Origin of the sequence: Microbacterium sp. BDGP8, from assembly GCF_029991045.1 — a bacterium.
Lineage (GTDB): Bacteria > Actinomycetota > Actinomycetes > Actinomycetales > Microbacteriaceae > Microbacterium > Microbacterium plantarum.
Map to the genome: position 1 here is coordinate 2350558 of NZ_CP120712.1, position 17151 is coordinate 2367708.

At 71.1% G+C, this 17151-nt stretch carries 15 protein-coding genes; 4 read left to right on the forward strand and 11 right to left on the reverse strand.

What is annotated here, in order from left to right; translation table 11 throughout:
• Nucleotides 1-3 precede the first annotated feature (3 nt).
• Together P6897_RS11440 and P6897_RS11445 are read right to left on the reverse strand one after the other, a co-directional pair.
• The gene (locus P6897_RS11440; RefSeq protein ID WP_282501280.1) at nucleotides 4-2271 is read right to left on the reverse strand and encodes a heavy metal translocating P-type ATPase; all 2268 of its coding nucleotides are present in this window, start codon (nucleotides 2269-2271) and stop codon (nucleotides 4-6) included.
• Nucleotides 2271-2483, reverse strand: coding sequence for a heavy-metal-associated domain-containing protein (locus P6897_RS11445; RefSeq protein ID WP_023955083.1), 213 nt, complete (start codon nucleotides 2481-2483; stop codon nucleotides 2271-2273). Before P6897_RS11445 ends, P6897_RS11440 begins: the two co-directional genes overlap by 1 nt.
• A 92-nt stretch (nucleotides 2484-2575) precedes the next feature.
• On the opposite strand from P6897_RS11445, the gene deoC reads away from it, so the two are divergent.
• Nucleotides 2576-3292: a deoxyribose-phosphate aldolase gene (deoC, locus tag P6897_RS11450; RefSeq protein ID WP_282501281.1), complete on the forward strand. Its 717-nt coding sequence runs from the start codon at nucleotides 2576-2578 to the stop codon at nucleotides 3290-3292.
• Nucleotides 3293-3334: 42 nt separating this feature from the next.
• Here deoC and P6897_RS11455 read toward each other — a convergent pair whose 3' ends face one another.
• From P6897_RS11455 to P6897_RS11490, 8 genes are read right to left on the reverse strand one after another with little or no spacing between them, the layout of a single operon-like run.
• Nucleotides 3335-4306: a bifunctional riboflavin kinase/FAD synthetase gene (locus P6897_RS11455; RefSeq protein WP_112617565.1), complete on the reverse strand. Its 972-nt coding sequence runs from the start codon at nucleotides 4304-4306 to the stop codon at nucleotides 3335-3337.
• Nucleotides 4303-4755, reverse strand: coding sequence for a hypothetical protein (locus tag P6897_RS11460; RefSeq protein ID WP_112617219.1), 453 nt, complete (start codon nucleotides 4753-4755; stop codon nucleotides 4303-4305). The genes P6897_RS11455 and P6897_RS11460 overlap by 4 nt, the downstream gene beginning before the upstream one ends.
• A gap of 34 nt (nucleotides 4756-4789) precedes the next feature.
• Entirely contained in the window at nucleotides 4790-5158 is a 369-nt protein-coding gene (locus P6897_RS11465; RefSeq protein ID WP_274178752.1) for a hypothetical protein, read from the reverse strand.
• Nucleotides 5155-6075 (reverse strand): tRNA pseudouridine(55) synthase TruB, encoded by a 921-nt coding sequence (gene truB / locus P6897_RS11470; protein WP_282501282.1) that lies wholly within the window; start codon nucleotides 6073-6075, stop codon nucleotides 5155-5157. The genes P6897_RS11465 and truB overlap by 4 nt, the downstream gene beginning before the upstream one ends.
• Before the next feature lie 42 nt (nucleotides 6076-6117).
• Nucleotides 6118-7635: an alpha-L-arabinofuranosidase C-terminal domain-containing protein gene (locus P6897_RS11475; protein ID WP_282501283.1), complete on the reverse strand. Its 1518-nt coding sequence runs from the start codon at nucleotides 7633-7635 to the stop codon at nucleotides 6118-6120.
• Nucleotides 7632-8726 (reverse strand): Gfo/Idh/MocA family oxidoreductase, encoded by a 1095-nt coding sequence (locus P6897_RS11480; RefSeq protein WP_274178755.1) that lies wholly within the window; start codon nucleotides 8724-8726, stop codon nucleotides 7632-7634. Before P6897_RS11480 ends, P6897_RS11475 begins: the two co-directional genes overlap by 4 nt.
• The gene (locus P6897_RS11485; protein ID WP_282501284.1) at nucleotides 8699-9406 is read right to left on the reverse strand and encodes a ThuA domain-containing protein; all 708 of its coding nucleotides are present in this window, start codon (nucleotides 9404-9406) and stop codon (nucleotides 8699-8701) included. Before P6897_RS11485 ends, P6897_RS11480 begins: the two co-directional genes overlap by 28 nt.
• Nucleotides 9403-10587 carry a Gfo/Idh/MocA family oxidoreductase gene (locus P6897_RS11490; RefSeq protein ID WP_282501285.1) on the reverse strand — a complete coding sequence of 395 codons (1185 nt, stop codon included), beginning with the start codon at nucleotides 10585-10587 and terminating at the stop codon, nucleotides 9403-9405. The genes P6897_RS11485 and P6897_RS11490 overlap by 4 nt, the downstream gene beginning before the upstream one ends.
• A 91-nt stretch (nucleotides 10588-10678) precedes the next feature.
• Here P6897_RS11490 and P6897_RS11495 point away from each other — a divergent pair, with 91 nt between their 5' ends.
• The gene (locus P6897_RS11495; RefSeq protein WP_282501286.1) at nucleotides 10679-11695 is read left to right on the forward strand and encodes a LacI family DNA-binding transcriptional regulator; all 1017 of its coding nucleotides are present in this window, start codon (nucleotides 10679-10681) and stop codon (nucleotides 11693-11695) included.
• A 22-nt stretch (nucleotides 11696-11717) separates the two neighbouring features.
• Here the strand turns inward: P6897_RS11495 and P6897_RS11500 are convergent, their stop codons facing one another.
• Entirely contained in the window at nucleotides 11718-13541 is a 1824-nt protein-coding gene (locus tag P6897_RS11500; RefSeq protein ID WP_282501287.1) for a beta-L-arabinofuranosidase domain-containing protein, read from the reverse strand.
• Nucleotides 13542-13617: 76 nt separating this feature from the next.
• Between P6897_RS11500 and P6897_RS11505 the strand changes: the two genes are divergently transcribed.
• Together P6897_RS11505 and P6897_RS11510 are read left to right on the forward strand one after the other, a co-directional pair.
• Nucleotides 13618-15843, forward strand: a complete 2226-nt coding sequence (locus P6897_RS11505) for an alpha-galactosidase (protein ID WP_282501288.1) — start codon at nucleotides 13618-13620, stop codon at nucleotides 15841-15843.
• A complete protein-coding gene (locus P6897_RS11510; protein WP_282501289.1) occupies nucleotides 15840-17129 on the forward strand; it encodes a glycoside hydrolase family 27 protein in 1290 nt (429 codons plus the stop codon). The genes P6897_RS11505 and P6897_RS11510 overlap by 4 nt, the downstream gene beginning before the upstream one ends.
• The last annotated feature ends 22 nt before the right edge of the window (nucleotides 17130-17151 follow it).

Consider the following 17151-nt stretch of genomic DNA (forward strand, 5'->3'; position numbering starts at 1 on the left):
CGGCTACGCGCTCCGGCGCGCGGGCCGCAACGCCGATCGCAGTCGCAGGCTGTTGAGCACGACGAAGACGCTCGAGAACGCCATGGCGGCCGCGGCGACCATCGGGTTGAGCAGACCGGCCACCGCGAGCGGCACGGCGGCGACGTTGTAGGCGAAGGCCCAGAACAGGTTGCCGCGAATGATGCCGAGGGTACGGCGGCTGAGTTCGATCGCCTCGGCCACGGCCCGGGGGCTGCCAGCGGTGAGCGTGATGTCGCTGGCGTGCTTGGCGGCATCCGTGCCACCGCCCATCGCGATGCCGAGGTCGGCAGCGGCGAGGGCGGCCGCGTCGTTGACGCCGTCGCCGACCATCGCGACGCGCTTCCCCGCGGCCTGGCGGCGCCGTACCTCCTCGAGCTTGCCCTCGGGACGCACGTCGGCGACCACGTCGTCGATGCCCAGCTCGCGGGCGACCGCCCCCGCGGCGCCGGCGTTGTCGCCGGTGACCAGGACCACCGAGGCCCCGGTGCGGTGCAGCCGCGCCACGGCTTCGCGGGCGTCGTCGCGGACCCGGTCCGAGACCGCGATGACCGCACGGACCGCCCCGTCCCAGCCGACGGCGACGACGGAAGCACCGGATGCCGCGGCGTCGCGCGCGGCTTCATCGAGCTCGGAGCTCAGCTCGCCCAGTCGCTGGGTGACGAAGGCGACGCTCCCCGCGGTGACCTCGCGCCCCTCGACTACGCCGCTGACGCCGCCTCCGGCGACGCCCGTGAACTCCGTCACCGGCGGCACGGTGCCAGCGGCTGCGACGATCGCGCGCGCGATCGGGTGCTCCGAGGCGGATTCGACGGCGCCGGCCGCCCGCAACGCGTCGTCGCGATCGGCTCCGGCCGCGGTGACGACCGAGGCGACGGACATCCGCCCCTCGGTGAGGGTGCCGGTCTTGTCCATGAGCACGACGTCGATGCGCTCGGCGGCCTCGAGGGCTTCGGGACCGGTGATGAGGATGCCGAGCTCGGCGCCTCGGCCGGTGCCGACGAGGACGGCGATGGGCGTCGCGAGCCCGAGCGCGCACGGGCAGGCGATGATCAGGACCGCGACGGCGGCGGTGAAGCCCGCGGCGACGGGTGCGCCGGCGATGACCCAGCCGAGAAGGGTCAGCACTGCCACGACGATGACGACGGGGACGAACACCGCCGAGACGCGGTCGGCGAGACGCTGCACGCGGCTCTTGCCCGACTGGGCCTCGTCGACCAGCCGCGCCAGATGCGCGAGGCGGGTTTCGTCGCCGACCGAGGTGGCGCGTACCCGCAACCGTCCGCCGGAGGCGATCGTGCCGCCGGTGACCTCGGAACCGGGGCCGACGTCGACGGGCACCGACTCGCCCGTCAGCATGCTCTCGTCCACCGCCGCCGCGCCGTCGACGACGATGCCGTCGGTGGCCACCTTCTCACCGGGCCGCACGATGAACTCGTCGCCCGCATGCAGCGCGTCGATGCCGACGCGACGCCCGTCCGGCAGCTCGACATCCGCCGCCCCGAGCTCGAGCAGGGCGCGCAGCGCGGCGCCCGCACGTCGCCGCGAGCGCTGCTCGATGTAGCGACCGAGCAGGATGAGCACGGTCACCGCTGCGGCGACCTCGAAGTAGACGAGCGATGTCGGGTCGTGCACGGGGCCGAAGAGGACGACGTCGTGACGGATGCCGATGCGCCCGGCGGAGCCGAACAGCACCGCCCACAGGCTCCAGGCGAAGGCCGCGAAGGTGCCCAATGTGACGAGCGTGTCCATCGTCAGCGCGCCGTGGCGCGCGTTCGCGAAGGTGGCGCGGTGGAACGGCCAACCCGCCCAGAACACGACCGGCGCGGTCAGGACGAGCGACACCCACTGCCAGCCGGGGAACTGCCACGCCGGCACCATGCCGAGCGCCACGACGGGCGCGGCGAGCACGATGCCCCAGATCAGCCGGGTGCGCAGAGTGGTCTGGCCCGGCATGTCCTCGACGTCGTGCTGGTGGCCCGGAGCGTCATGATGCTCCGCCGGATGCTGCGCCGGAGAGGAGCGCACTCGAGCGGTATACCCCGCCTGGCCGACGGCCTCGACCAGGTCGTCGACCGAGACGGCGGCGGGATGCTCGACGCGCGCCGACTCGGTCGCGAGGTTCACCGTCGCGTGGACACCGTCCAGGCGCTGCAGCCGCTTCTCGACCCGGGCGACACAGCTCGCGCACGTCATCCCCTCGATGTCGAGGACGGCATGGCTGCTCTCCCGCCCGGCGGTGTCCGCGCTCATCAGCGGCGTCCGGTGACCGTGTAGCCCGCCTCGGCCACAGCGGCCGAGACGACGTCGTCGTCGGGCGGCTGCACAGCCGTGACCGCGACGGTGCCGGCGTCGACGTCGACGGCGACGTCGGAGACGCCCGGGACGAGCCCGAGCTCGCGGGTCACCGCTGCGGCGCAGTGCCCGCAGGTCATGCCTTCGACGGTGTAGGTCTGAGTCGTCATGATGCTCCTTCGTGGTTCAGCGACGACAACAGGATACCCCCCAGGGGTATTCCCGTCGATGCCTCGAGATCCGGACGGCGTACGCTGAAAGCATGTCCACGATCTCCGAGCGCGAGCTCGCCGCGACCCTCGACCACGCCATCCTCAAGCCCGAGCTGACCCGCGACCAGGTCGACGCCGAGCTCGACATCGCCGCCGAGTGGCGAGTCTTCTCGGTGTGCGTACGCCCCTCCGACATCCCGCACGCTGTCGCGCGTCTCGCGGGCACCGGTGTCGCCGTCGGTACGGTCATCGGCTTCCCCCACGGCACGACGTCCACGGCGTCGAAGGTCGCCGAGGTCCGTCAGGCCGCCGCGGACGGCGCCTCAGAGTTCGACATGGTCGTCAACATCGCCGCGCTGCGCTCGGGCTTCGACGACGTCGTGGTCGACGACATCCGCGCCGTGGTCGAGGCCGCCGAAGGCAAGATCGTCAAGGTCATCCTCGAGACGAGCCTGCTCGATGACGAGCAGATCGCCCGCGGCAGCCGCCTGACCGAGGCCGGCGGCGCCGACTTCGTCAAGACCTCGACCGGCTTCGCCGGCGGCGGGGCGACAGTTCCCCACGTCCGCCTCATGCGCGAGAACGTCGGCGAGGCCGTGCAGGTCAAGGCCTCCGGCGGCGTGCGCAGCTTCGCTGACGCCGTCGCGATGCTCGACGCAGGCGCCACGCGCCTCGGCACGAGCGGCAGCGCGACCATTCTCGGCGAGGCGCGCCGACTCGAGGCCGGCGGCGCAGCCACCGGCGCGGTCGACGAGTCGTCGTACTGATCCCGCGGGCTGCGGCCCGCACGGGCGCGCGAGGCGCTGGCCTCAGGCGAGGGCCTCGCGCACGCGGACGACATCGTCGTCCATCTGCTCGATGAGCGCCGGGATACCCGCGAACGCGACCATCCCGCGGATGCGGGCCGTGAAGCGGACCTCGACGCGGTGACCGTAGAGGTCGAGATCCGTCTCGTCGAGCACGTACGCCTCGACCTGTCGCTGCGGCACGTCGTCGAACGTGGGATTGGTGCCCACCGAGATCGCCGCCGGATACCGGATGACACTTGCCGGCATCGCGCCGTCGGCACCCGGCATCCCGAGGTCGACGAGCCAGCCGGCGTACACACCGTCGGCCGGGATGAAGCCCGCGGCGTCGGTGGCGAGGTTCGCGGTCGGATACCCGAGTTCCCGGCCGCGCTTGAGTCCGTGGACGACCTCGGCCTCGACCGCGTGAGGGCGGCCGAGCAGGCGGGCGGCACCGGCGACATCGCCGGCCGCGAGCAGATCGCGCACCCACGTCGACGAGACGCGCCGGCCGGCGTCGCGGGCGCGGACGTCCGTGACGACGTCGACATCGAAACCGTGCTCGCGCCCGAGTGCGGCCAGCACCTCGGGATCGCCCTCGCCGCCTCGACCGAAGCGGAAGTCGTCGCCGACGAGGACGCCGACGGCACCGAGCGCGCGAACGAGGATGCTCTCGACGAAGTCACGCGCCGAGAGCGCTGCGAGCTCGGCGTCGAACCGCAGCACGAGGACGGCATCCACCCCGGCCGCCGCGAGGAGCCCGATCTTCTGATCCAGAGCGACGAGCGGCTCGGGGCAGAGCTCCGGACGCAGCAGGCTCAGCGGGTTGCGGTCGAAGGTGACCGCCACGACACGCGCGCCGCGGGCGGCGGCATCCACCCGGGCCCGGTCGATGACCGCGCGGTGCCCGGAGTGCACGCCGTCGAACTTGCCGATGGCCACGACGCTCGGGCCGAAGTCCGCGGGGACCTCCGCGGGGTCTCGGTACACGGTCACCATGACGATCCCTCCAGGACGGCCGGGCGCTCGCTGCTCTCTCCGGCACCGTTGCGGTGCGACACGAGCCACCAGATCCCCACGAAGGGCAGGGCGAGCGGAACCCAGAAGTAGCCGAAACCGTAGCCCGACCAGACGGTGGCGTCGTGCGAGAACAGGTCGGGCAGCACGAGGCTGAGCGTGCCGACGACGAGCACCCCGGCCAGCTCGAAGCAGATCGCGACCCACGCGATCGCGTACCAGGTGCGCGAGCCCGACTTCACCAGCGCGACGGTCGCCAGCACGTACACCAGCGCCGCGGCCGCCGACAGTGAGTACGCGAGCGGTGCGTTGGAGAAGTCCTCGACGATCTGGACGAACGAGCGTCCCGTCGCGGCGAGCGCCATCACGGCGTACACGACCACGAGGACGCGGCCGATGCCGGTCATTCGAGGGCGGGGATGATCCATGACCCCACCAATGATAGGCGTCGCGCGGATGGCTTCAGACGACCTGAACCGTCCAGATCACCTGCATCCGCCACACCATGATCGCGACCGACAGGGCGGCGACGCCGAGGATGACGGTGCTCCAGCGACTGCGTTCGATGAGCGCCCAGAACACAGCGGCAGGCGGCAGCAGGACGGCCGAGACGAGATACACCCAGAACTCCAGGAGACTGCCCGAAGGGGCGTTGCCTGCGAGCGGGGCGATGATCGCGACGACGACCTGGGTGATGAGAAGCACCTCGACGAGGGCGAGCGACCCGACCGAGAGGTCGCTCGGGCGGCGGTTCGCGAGGCCGAGGACGGTACAGAGCAGACCGGCGGCGACCGCCACCGCCACCTGAACGATGGTGAAGACCGTGATCATGCGTCCTCCGCCATGTTCATCAGGCTCTTGACGTCGTCGCCGCGACGCTCGACGATCCCCACCAGTCGCCCATCGGGGTCGATCGCCGCCGGGTGCGGCGCCGACAGGCGCGCCGCCGCTCCGACGAGACGCTTGCCGTGGCGCAGGTCGCGCGCCTCGTCGGCGGTCACCTCGAAGGCGCCGAGCACCGCGGCCGCGACATCCGCGTCGCGCAGCAGCGTCGCGTCCGGGGCGATCTCGGCCTCGGCATCCGACACATCGAAAGGTCCGATGCGGGTGCGCCGGAGCGCCGCCAGATGCCCGCCGACGCCGAGATCTGCTCCCAGGTCGCGGGCCAAGGCGCGGATGTAGGTACCGCTCGTGCAGTCGACGATGACGTCGACGTCGATCGCGCGGGATCCGCCCGCGACATCGTTCAGGACGACGTCGCGGACGTCGCGCACATCGAAGCGAGAGACGGTGACGCGACGCGCCTTCAGCTCGACCTCTTCGCCCGCGCGAGCGAGGTCGTACGCCCGCTTCCCGCCGACCTTGATCGCCGACACCCGGCTCGGCACCTGGTCGATCTCGCCGGTGAGCGCCGCGATGCCGCGATCGATGCCGGCGCGGTCGACCGCGGCGAGGGCTTGGTTCGTCGCGTGCTCCGTCACGGTGCCGTCGGCGTCGTCGGAATCGGTCGAGACGCCGAGGCGGATCGTCGCCTCGTAGGTCTTGCCGAGCCCCACGATGTAGGTCAGCAGGCGGGTCGCCGGCCCCACACCGAGGACGAGCAGCCCCGTCGCCATCGGATCCAGAGTGCCGGCGTGGCCGATCTTGCGGGTGCCGAGGGCTCGACGGGCTCGGGCGACGACGTCATGACTGGTCATCCCGCCCGGCTTGTCGACGAGCAGGATGCCGCGGGGCGCGGGTTCGGGCATGTCTCCCAGCCTACGGTGACGCCCCGTCGGCCCCGTCCGCGGTCAGTCCAGCGCCAGCTCGATGGTCGCGAAGGAGTGCGGCGGCATCGTCACGACGAGCTCGCCCCCATCGAGGGCGGTCGCGAGGGGCCGCGGCTCGACACGAGCGGGCACGTCGGCGTCGTTGTACGTCGTCGCGCTCTCTGCTCCCAGCACCCGGGCACGCACGACGCGGGCGCCACGTCCGCGGAGGTCGATGCGCACCTCGCACTCGTCGTCCACCGAGAGGTGGGTGAGCGAGATGAGCGCCGCCCCCTCCTTCGTCGAGGCCGACATCGACACCAGCGGCAGCTCTCCCCCGCGCGCCGTCGTCGCGGGCGCGTCGAGCACGTGGGCGGCGAGCGCACGGGCGTCCTGGTGCCCCTTGTTCATCTCGAACACGTGGTAGGTCGGCGTGAGAACGAGCTTCTCGCCGTCGGTGAGGATCATCGCCTGCAAGACGTTCACCGTCTGTGCGATGTTCGCCATCGAGATGCGCCGCGCGTACCGGTGGAAGATGTCGAAATGGATGCCGGCGACGAGCGCGTCGCGGATCGTGTTCTGTTGGAACAGGAAGCCCGGGTTCGTGCCCTTTTCGGCGTTCCACCACGTGCCCCACTCGTCGCAGACGAGGCTCACCCGGTTCTCGGGGTCGTACGAGTCCATGACCGCGACGTGTCCGCGGACGACCCGCTCGAAGTCGCGGGCGTAGGCCATCGTGTCGTAGAACTGCTCGTCGGTGAAGGTCGTCGCGTCTTCGCGATTGATGCCCGATCCGGTGTGCGTGTAGTAGTGGAACGAGATCGCCTGGTACGGATGCTTGTCGTACAGGTTCGCGGCGTGCGACTCGACGAGCGTCTTCACGAGCACCCGCGTCCACTCGAAGTCGTCCTCGTTGGCGCCGGCGGCGATGAGCGTCAACCTGTTCTCGCCGTGGTCGTGGCAATAGGTCGCGTAGCGCCGCGCTTCTTCCGCGTAGAACTCGGGAGACAGGTTGCCGCCGCATCCCCACGGCTCGTTGCCGATGCCCCAGAAGGGCACACGCCAGGGCTCGTCGCGACCGTTCTCGCGGCGCAGACGCGCCATGGGGCTGTCGTCGTCGCGCGTGAGGTACTCGACCCACTCCGACATCTCCTGCACCGTGCCGCTGCCGACGTTCCCGTTGACGTACGCCTCGGTGCCGAGCAGGTCGCACAGATCCATGAACTCGTGGGTTCCGAAGTGGTTGCTCTCGACGACGTCGCCCCAGTTCGTGTTGGCGATCTTCGGCCGTTGCTCGCGCGGACCGATGCCATCGCGCCAGTGGTACGTGTCGGCGAAGCAACCGCCCGGCCAGCGCAGGTTCGGGATGTCGAGCGCGCGGAGGGCCTCGACGACGTCGGTGCGGATGCCGCGGGTGTTGGGGATCGCCGAATCCTCGCCGACCCAGAAGCCGTCGTAGATGCAGCGTCCGAGATGCTCGGCGAAGTGCCCGTAGATGTGCCGGCTGATGCGATCGCCGACGACGTCGAGGTCGATGACCGCACGTGCGGACGAGGTCATGTGGTTCTCCAGTGCTCGTGCTCGGTGAGCGGGACCAGCGGAGGACGCTCCGCGGTCGTGGTCAGGGTGATGCGGCGTCCCTCTCGCGCCGACCGCGTGAGGGCGCTCATGATCTCCAGGACGTGCAGGGCGACCTCACCGCTCGCACGCCCCGCGCCGGAGCCGCCGCGTACGAAGTCGAGGACCCCGATGCCGCGGCCCGCGCCTCGATAGCCCGCGCGCGGCGCGATGGCCGTCCACTCCTCCGCGCGGGGTCGCCGCATGGTCACGTCGCCGTCGAAGAAGTTGGGGTCGGGCAGGGTCAGCGATGCGCTCTCGCCGTGCACCTCGATCGGTGCGGCGTGGGTTGCGGCGGCGTCGAAGCTGAAGGTGACCGTCGAGACCGCGCCGCCGGCGTGCTCGAGCACGCCGGTGACATGCGTGTCGATCTCGACGGGGATGCGCTCCCCCGCTCGCGGGCCCGAACCGATCGTGCGGTCGTCGCGTGATCGCGACGAAGCACCCGACACGCTGACGACGGGTCCCAGCAGGTGGAACAGCGCCGTGAGGTAGTACGGCCCCATGTCGTAGAGTGGTCCGCCGCCTTCGCGATAGTAGAAGTCAGGATGCGGGTGCCAGGCCTCGTGGCCCGACGACAGCCACGTCGCGACGGCCGCGACCGGTCGGCCGATCTCGCCGGCGTCGACGACCGCTCGCGCGGTCTGCACACCGGATCCCAGCACGGTGTCGGGGGCCCCGCCGACCCAGGCGCTGGCCGCGCCGGCCATGACCCCGAGCGCTTCGTCGAAGGTCGCGGCCAGCGGTTTCTCGCCGTAGACGTTCTTGCCCGCGGCGAGCGCCGCGCGCGCGACCTCGCCGTGAGCGGCGGGGATCGTCAGGTTGACCACGGTCTGCACCGCCGGGTCGGCGACGAGCTCGGCGACCGATAGGGCGCGGGCTCCGGGGAACCGCTCGGCGACCGACCGGGCGCGGTCGACGTCGAGGTCGGCCGTCGCAACGATACGGACGGCGGGGTGATCGCCCAGCGTCTCCAGATACTGGCCCGAGATGACCCCGAGGCCGACTACACCGATGCCGTGCGGCTCGCCCACAGCATCCCCCTCTCGATGATGGTGCGGACGTTGACGTCGCGCAGCACGACGAGGCTGTGCCCCGGCGTCGCGACGAAGATGCGGCCCTGTCCCCACTCGCGCGTCCAGACGGCAGGCGAGGTGATGGGGCGGTGCCACGGGTGGTACGGCTGCACGGGATGCGTCGTCGTCGCGAGCACGTCGTTGAGGTCGTCGGAGAGCACCCAGTACTGCTCCGTGCGGAGCGTGAAGTCCTCGAGGCCCGCCATGATCTCCGAGCGGCGACCTGCGTCGGTGAGGTCGACGGTGTAGCAGAGGTAGTTGTCGGTCTCGTCGCCGACGCGGGCATCGGGGTGCTTCGCGGGATGCGTCGCGAACTGGCCGCCGATGAGCTGCAGGTAGTCGGAGTTGTCGCGGTACGAGTCGGCGATGCCGCCGTGCCAGCCCGCCAGCCCCGTTCCGCGCTCGACCGCGTCGCGCAGGCCGGCGAAGGCCTCGCGTGAGATCTTCGACATCGTCACCGACTGCACGATGAGGTCGGTGCGTTCCATCGTCGCCCGGTCGGTGTAGACCTCATTGTCCTCTTCGATGCGGACCTCGAAGCCGTTCTCTTCGAGGAAGGGCACGAAGAGGTTGGTGGCCTCGACGGGTTTGTGCCCCTCCCAGCCGCCTCGGACGATGAGCGCCTGTCTCGCGGTCATGAGATGACCCCTTCCACTCGGATGCTTCTGCTGTCGGATGCCGCGCTCTCCTCGACCGCCGCGAGGACGCGCTGCACGCCCGCGGCCTCGGCGAACGACGGGTGCGCTTCGATCTCACCGGCGACGGCGCGGACGAAGTCGACGCTCTGGTGGGTGAACAAGTGCTCGTAGCCGAGTCCGTGTCCTGCCGGCCACCAGGCTCCGGCATAGGGATGCTCGGGCTCGGTCGCGTCGATGCGGCGGAACCCCTGCTCACCGGCAGGGAGCGTCGCGTCGGCGAAGAGCAGGTCGTTCAGGTGCGAGAAGTCGAAGGCGACGGCTCCGCGTTCACCGCTGATCTCGATGCGGTTGGCGTTGCGGTGCCCCGTGGCCATGCGCGTGGCCTCGAAGATGCCGAGGGCGCCGTCGGAGAACGATGCGGTGAACGCCGCGGCGTCGTCGACGGTCACGCGTTCAGTTGCGGCTCCGGCACCGGCTCGGCCGCCGAGCCCGACGCGCTCGTCGAGGACCGGGCGCTCGTCGACGAAGGTGCGGAGTGTGCCGGAGACGCTCGTGATGCGCGCGCCGGTGAGCCACTGGGCGGCATCGATGCTGTGCGCCCCGATGTCGCCGAGCGCACCCGATCCCGCGCGACCGCGATCGAGACGCCAGGTGAACGGCGCGTCCGGGTCGGTGAGCCAGTCCTGCAGGTACTGCGCGCGCACGTGCCGAATGCGGCCGATGCGTCCCTCCTCGATCAGACGTCGCGCCAGAGCGAGGGCGGGCGTGCGGCGGTAGCTGAACCCGCACATCGCGACGACCCCGCGCGATGCCGCCGCGGCGGCGGCATCCGTCATCCGGTTGGCGTCGGCGACGTCGTTGGCCAGCGGCTTCTCGCACAGCACGTGACGGCCGGCGTCGAGGGCTGCGAGCGCGATCTCGGCGTGGGTGTCGCCCGGGGTGCAGATGTCGACGGCGTCGATGTCGTCGCGTGCGATGACACTTCGCCAGTCGTCGCTCGACTCGGCGATGCCGAACCGCGATGCGGCGTCGGCCGCGCGTTGTGCGTCGCTGCCCGCGAGCACGACCACCTCCGGTTCGACCGGCAGATCGAAGAACCGCGGAGCGGTGCGCCAGGCGTGCGCGTGCATCCGTCCCATGAACCCGGTCCCGATGATCGCGATGCGCAATCGTCTCGACATCCTCGTCTCCCTCCGCACCGGTGCGTGTGATCGCGGACCACGATGTCACAGCCTCTCGACGCGGACGTCGGGCTTTGCGCAAAATAGGTGCATGCCGTCTTCCCGACCGAGCCTCACCGAGGTCGCCACGGCCGCGGGCGTCAGCGTCGCGACCGTCTCACGGGCGCTCCGCGGCCGCGGCGAGCTGTCGCCCGAGACCCGCACGCGTGTGCTGCAGACGGCAGAACGGCTCGGGTACACGCGAAGCGGGACACCGCGCGGCCGGCCCCGCGGCGGGACGTCCCGCATCTTCGATCTGGTTCTCGGGCACTTCCATGACCCCTACACCGACGAGGTCGTCGCCGGGGCTCACACGGCGGCCTCGCGCCTGAGCTACGACCTCGTCCTCACCGCGGAGCGCGACGATCCGGGCGATGACTGGCCGGCCCGCATCCGCTCCCGGGGATCGGCGGGGGTCGTGCTCGGTCTGATCCTGCCCACCGCGGCCCAGCTGGAGGTCGTGCAGGGCGCGGGCATCCCCGTCGTCCTGCTCGAGCCTCCGTCGGGGACCACCCAGCACGTGCCGAGCGTGCGGAACACCGATCACGCGGGCGGCTCGGCGGCGGCGGAGCACCTGCTGGCGCAGGGCGCGCGGCGCTTCATCGTCATCGGCGGGGCTCCGTCGTACCGTTACGGTCGTGCGCGGATCGAGGGCTTCCTCTCGACGCTCGACGAGACGGCCCCGGCTGCGCCCCGCATCCTGACGACGGCGGACTGGGGTGCGGCGGACGCGCGACGAGCGTGCGCCGCGGCGCTCGATGACCTCGGCGGCGAGGGCCCCATCGGGCTCTTCGCCTGCTCCGATGAGATGGCCGCGGGCGCCTACCGGGCGATCGCCGAGGCTGGGCTCGCGGTGGGGCGCCACGTTCTCGTCGTGGGATACGACGATGTGCGGGGCGCGCGGTGGCTGCATCCGCCGCTCACCACGATCCGTCAGCCCATCCGCGAGATGGCCGCCGCGGCGGTCACGCTCCTGGCTCAGATGGCGGGCGGTGCGCAGCTCGCCGACGAGGTGGTCGAGCTGCCGACGGTTCTCGTGGCCCGCGGCTCGACCGGCCGTCCGCGCTGACCGAGGCCGCCACCGACGGGGCTCACGCGGGCGCGACGACCGGGAAGTACACGGCGTAGCGCTCGTCGACGATCTCGTTCAGCGGCACGAATCGGATGCCGGCCGAGCCGCCGACACTGCGGTATCGCGTGAGCCACTGCGACCACTGCCTCTCGTCGTCGGCAGCCAGCAGCGTCGCCGGGTCGGAGCTGTCGCCGATGAGCGGCGTCTCACGGTCGACGAGACCCGCGAGCACCACGGCGCCCTCGACGAAGGCGACGGTCTCGGGTTCATCCGGGATCGGCACCGTCCGCAGCTCGAATCCGAAACCGAGTTCGATCTCGGTGCGCCCGCCGGGATGATCGATCTCCACGAAGCTGCCGCGCCGCACGACGGCGACGTCCGACCGGACGTGCACCTCACCCGCGGTCCAGGCGGGCACACGCGTCCGGACGCGGCCCCGAACGGTCGGCGGCGACTCGACCACCACCGAGACCCGAAGAGCGTGCGGCCGATGCGCCGGGCCGCCGGGGCCCGCGTTCGCGTCCGGACCGACGTAGAGGGCGTCGTCGATCGTGCGGACCTCGACGACCAGCTGGCCTGCTGCCGTGGCGACGTCGGCGCGGACGGGGATGTACTGCGCGACGGTGACGGCTTCGCCGTCGCTGTACACCGCCAGCGACGAGTGGCGCGTGTGCGCCTGCACCACCGTGCCGTGGCAGCACCAGAAGTCCTCGGTGGGCGATCCCCACTCCTTGCGCGCTCCGCTCTGCAGCGGCAGGAAGTAGCTCACCATGCCGGTGCCGGGATGCTGCTGCGCCAGGATGCCGTTGACGAGGTTGGCCTCGATGTAGTCGAGGTACGACGCCTCGCCCGTCCATCGGAACAGCACGTCGGCCAGCCGGATCATGTTGTAGACGGCGCAGTGCTCCTGGGTCTTCGTGCCCCGTCGCGCGGCGAAGGCGAACGGCGGCGTCCAGATCTCACCCGAGGTCTGTCCGCCCGTGCAGAAGGTTCCGCGTCGTGTGACGGCCCAGTCCCAGTACGCCTCGACGATGCGTCGCCAGCGCTCCTCACCCGTGACCTCGAAGGCCCGCGCGGCACCGAGCACCTCCGGGATGGTCGTGTTCGCGTGCATGTTGGTCAGCATGTCCTCGCCCGCCAGCAGACCGTCGAAGAGCGACCGGTGGTCGTATCGGTCGAGGAGCTCGCGATACATGTCGTCGCCGGTGGCCTCGAGGAGGTCTGCCCACACCTCGAGCATGCCGCCCGTCTCGACCTCGAGGATGGCCTGGAACTCGTCGCGCTCGAACTCCCGCGCCCACTCCGCGATCAGCGCCGCAGCGCGGTGGGCGATGCGCAGGGCTCGCTCGTCGCCGAGGTCTCGGTACACGTCCACCAGACCCATGAAGGTCTTGTGGATGTTGTACTGCGGCGCCCACACCTCGCGCCCCTCGGCGAGCCGGCGCAGGAACGTCTGCGGAATGCCGAACACCCAGCCCGCGCCGGCATCCTGGCACGCTTCGAGCTCGTCGAGGACAACGGCCAGCTTGCCCCGCAGCACCGGATCGCCGGTGACGGCGATCTCGCGCGCGGCCGCCGACATCCAGTGCCCCACGAAATGGCCCCGCAAGAGTGCGCCGGCCGTCTCCCAGCCCCAATGACGTGCCCAGCCGTTCTCGACGCCCGGTGTGACGGACGGCTTCAGGTGCCAGGCCTGATCGCCGATGCCCGCTTCGATGCGGTGGTTCTGCACGAGAGCGTGCTCGTCGAGCGACACGAGGTACGTGCGATTGGTGCGGCGACGACGATCATAGGTTCCCGGGAGCAGCCGGGAGGCATCGGGCGCAAGGGCGGATGCGGTCATGGTTGTGACATCTCCTTCGATGTGCTGAGATCGATCTCTGACTGTACCGCCCGAGCGATGTCAGCAGAATAGGAGCATGGATTCCATGCGCGTGATCCACCTCAACGCCGAGGACGTCTCCGTCGTGATCGCAACGGCGGACGATGGGATGCCGGAGATCGTCCACTGGGGCGAGGCGGTGACGTCGGCGGAGCCCGACCTCCTCGCATTCGTCGCGGCCGAGCAGCGGAACGGGATGACCGGTGATTCCGACGTTCCGTACCGCGCGAGCGTGCTGCCCGAGCACAGCCGCGGGTGGTTCGGAGCCCCGGGGCTGTCCGCACATCGCGACGGCTCGGGGTGGGCGCCGCGGTTCGTGCTGCGCTCGCTGGCTCTCGACGGCGCCGAGGCCGGACCGGGCGTGACGTCCGGCGGAGCGGGGCGGGTCGACGCGGTCCTCCACGACGATGCTGCTGAGATTGAGCTCGGTGTAGAGATCGATCTCACACGAGACGGCCTCGTGCGTTCCCGCGCTCGGGTCCGGAACACCGCCGGCGCAACCGAGGCGGCGGCACCGCTCGAGATCCAGTCCCTCGCCGTCGCCCTTCCGATACCGACGTGGGCGCAGGAGGTGCTCGACTTCACCGGCCGATGGGGGCACGAGCGCATCCCCCAGCGGCATCCGGTCGTCCGCGGTGATCACTCGCGCGTCTCGCGGCGCGGCCGCACCGGTCTCGACGCGACGCTGGTGCAGGCGGTCGGCACGCCGGGGTTCTCCGCCGGCTCCGGCGAGGTATGGATCGGACACGTCGGATTCAGCGGCGACCACGAGCACACGATCGAGCGCACCGACGGGCGCCTGCACTTTCGGGGCGGCGAGTCGATCCTTCCCGGCGAGATCCGGCTGACGCCCGGCGAGGAGTACACCGGCCCCTGGGTGTTCGGCAGCTACGGGCGCGGACTCGACGGCGCTGCGGCGCGCTTCCACTCCTACCTGCGTGAGCGCTCGCGTTCGTCGCGCCGCCCCCGCCCCGTGACGATGAACGTCTGGGAGGCGGTGTATTTCGACCACGACCACCGCGTGCTCGTCGATCTGGCGGCCCGCGCCGCCGAGCTCGGCGTCGAGCGCTACGTCCTCGACGACGGCTGGTTCCGGGGGCGCAATGACGACCGCGCGGGGCTCGGCGACTGGGCGCCCGACCCGATTGCGTGGCCCGACGGCCTCCGCCCACTGGCCGACGAGGTGCGCTCTCTCGGCATGGAGTTCGGGCTCTGGGTCGAGCCGGAGATGATCAACGAGGACTCCGATCTCGCCCGTGCGCACCCCGAGTGGATCCTTCGGGCGGGGCCCGAGCTGCCGCCGCGCCAGCGGTTCCAGCAGGTGCTCGACCTCACGCATCCGGCCGCTTTCGACCACATCCTGGGCGTGCTCGACGGGCTCATCGAGGACATCGGCGTGAGCTACCTCAAGTGGGACCACAACCGCGACCTCATCGCGGCCGGGCACCCCGCCTCGGGCGCCCCTGCCGTTCACGAGCAGACCCTCGCGGTGTACCGCCTCATCGACGAGCTCCGCCGTCGCCATCCCGACCTCGAGATCGAGAGCTGCGCCTCCGGCGGCGGGCGGGTCGACCTGGGGATCCTCGAACGGACTGACCGGATCCATCCCTCCGACAGCCACGACCCCCACGACCGTTTCGGCATCCTGCGCTGGACGGGACTCCTGGTGCCGCCGGAGATGATGGGATCGCACGTCGCCTCCCCCGTGTCGAGCGTCACGGGACGCGCGCATGACCTGCAGTTCCGGTGCGCCGTCGCCTTCCTCGGCCACTTCGGCATCGAGTGGGACATCCGCGATCTCGACGAGCACGACCGGCGCGTCCTCGGCGACTGGATCGCACGATACCGCCGGCACCGCCACCTCATCGCGACGGGGCGCACCGTCGGCTCGGGTGAGCTCGACGCCGCGGCTCCGCAGGTGCGCGGCGTGGTCGCGCCGAACGGGTCGGAGGCGCTGTTCACGATCGTCACGCCGACGACCTCGGCCGACACGATCGCCCGCGTGCGGTTCCCCGGCTTGTCGACCGACCGCAGCTACCGGGTGTCGGTGAGCGGCTCGGACTCCTTCGGACCGCCCTGGCAGGTTCCGGCGTGGCTTCGGGAGAGCCCCGAGCTCGGCGGTGACGGTGACGGTGACGGCGAGCGTGTGGGTGACGGCCCGGTCATCGCGGGTACCGTGCTCGCACGGGTGGGGCTGGAGTTCCCCACGTTCCACCCCGACCGCGCGGCGGTCGTTCACCTCGCGGCGGTGGCAGCGCCGTGATCGGCGAGCGCCGGGCCGCGGCATCCCGTCCCCCGATGGGGTGGAACAGCTGGGACTGCTTCGGGTCGTCCGTGACGGAGGTCGAGGTGCTGGCGAACGCCGAATACGTCGCGGAGCACCTGCTCGCGTTCGGCTGGGACACGATCGTCGTCGACATCCAGTGGTACGAACCCGATCCGGGGGCGCACGACTATCGCGAGGTCTCTCGGCCGCTGCTGGATGCCTGGGGCCGGCCGCTCCCCGCGCCGGGACGCTTCCCCTCCGCGGCGGACGGGAGCTTCCAGCCGCTCGCCGACCGCGTCCACGAGCTCGGCCTGCGCTTCGGGGTGCACCTCATGCGGGGCGTGCCGCGCGCCGCAGCGGATGCGGCTCTGCCCGTCTCTGGCCATCCCGACGCGACGTGCGACTCGATCGCCGACCGCTCGAACGTCTGCGTGTGGAACCCCGACAACTACGGCGTCGATATGACGGCACCCGGTGCGCAGGAGTACTACGACTCGGTCATGGCGCAACTGGCCGCCTGGGGCGTCGACTTCGTGAAGCTCGACGATGTGCTCTACCCGCCCGTCGAGACCGCCGAGATCGCAGCGATCTCGCGCGCAATCGATCGGTCGGGACGGGCGATGGTCCTGAGCCTGTCGCCCGGCAAGCGACTGTCGCTCGCGCACCTCGAGACGCTGCGCGAACACGGCCAGATGTGGCGGATCTCGGACGACTTCTGGGATGACTGGGCGCACGTGGTCGAACAGTTCCAGCGCGCCGCCCGCTGGGCGCCGTTCCAGCGGCGCGGTGCGTGGGCGGATGCCGACATGCTCCCTTTCGGACGCATCGGCGTGCGCGGACACGTCGGCGAAGACCGTCTCAGCCGCCTGTCGGTCGACGAGCAGCGCACCGTCATGACGCTGTGGAGCATGATGCGCTCACCGCTCATGATGGGCGGCCACCTGCCCGACACTCCGCCAGAGACGCTCGCGCTGCTGCGTAATCCCGGCGTCCTCGCGCTGCGCGACGGCGAGGAGTCGCGCGAGATCGTGCGCGACGGACATCTGGTCATTTGGAGCGCGCGCGTGGGCGCGCGCGAGTACCGTGCGGTGTTCTGGCTCGGCGACGATGAGCAGGAGCTCGTCCTTCACCTCGCCGACCTCGGGCTCGGGCTCGGGCTCGCGGGCATGGGGACGGCGGGTTCGTGCACGGATGTGTGGAGCGGGACGAGCGTCGAGGTCGCCGACGGACGCGTCACGCTGACGGTGCCGGCTCACGGCACACGGCTGCTTGTCTTCGGCTGACCGTCGGGAGGAGGAGCGGGCC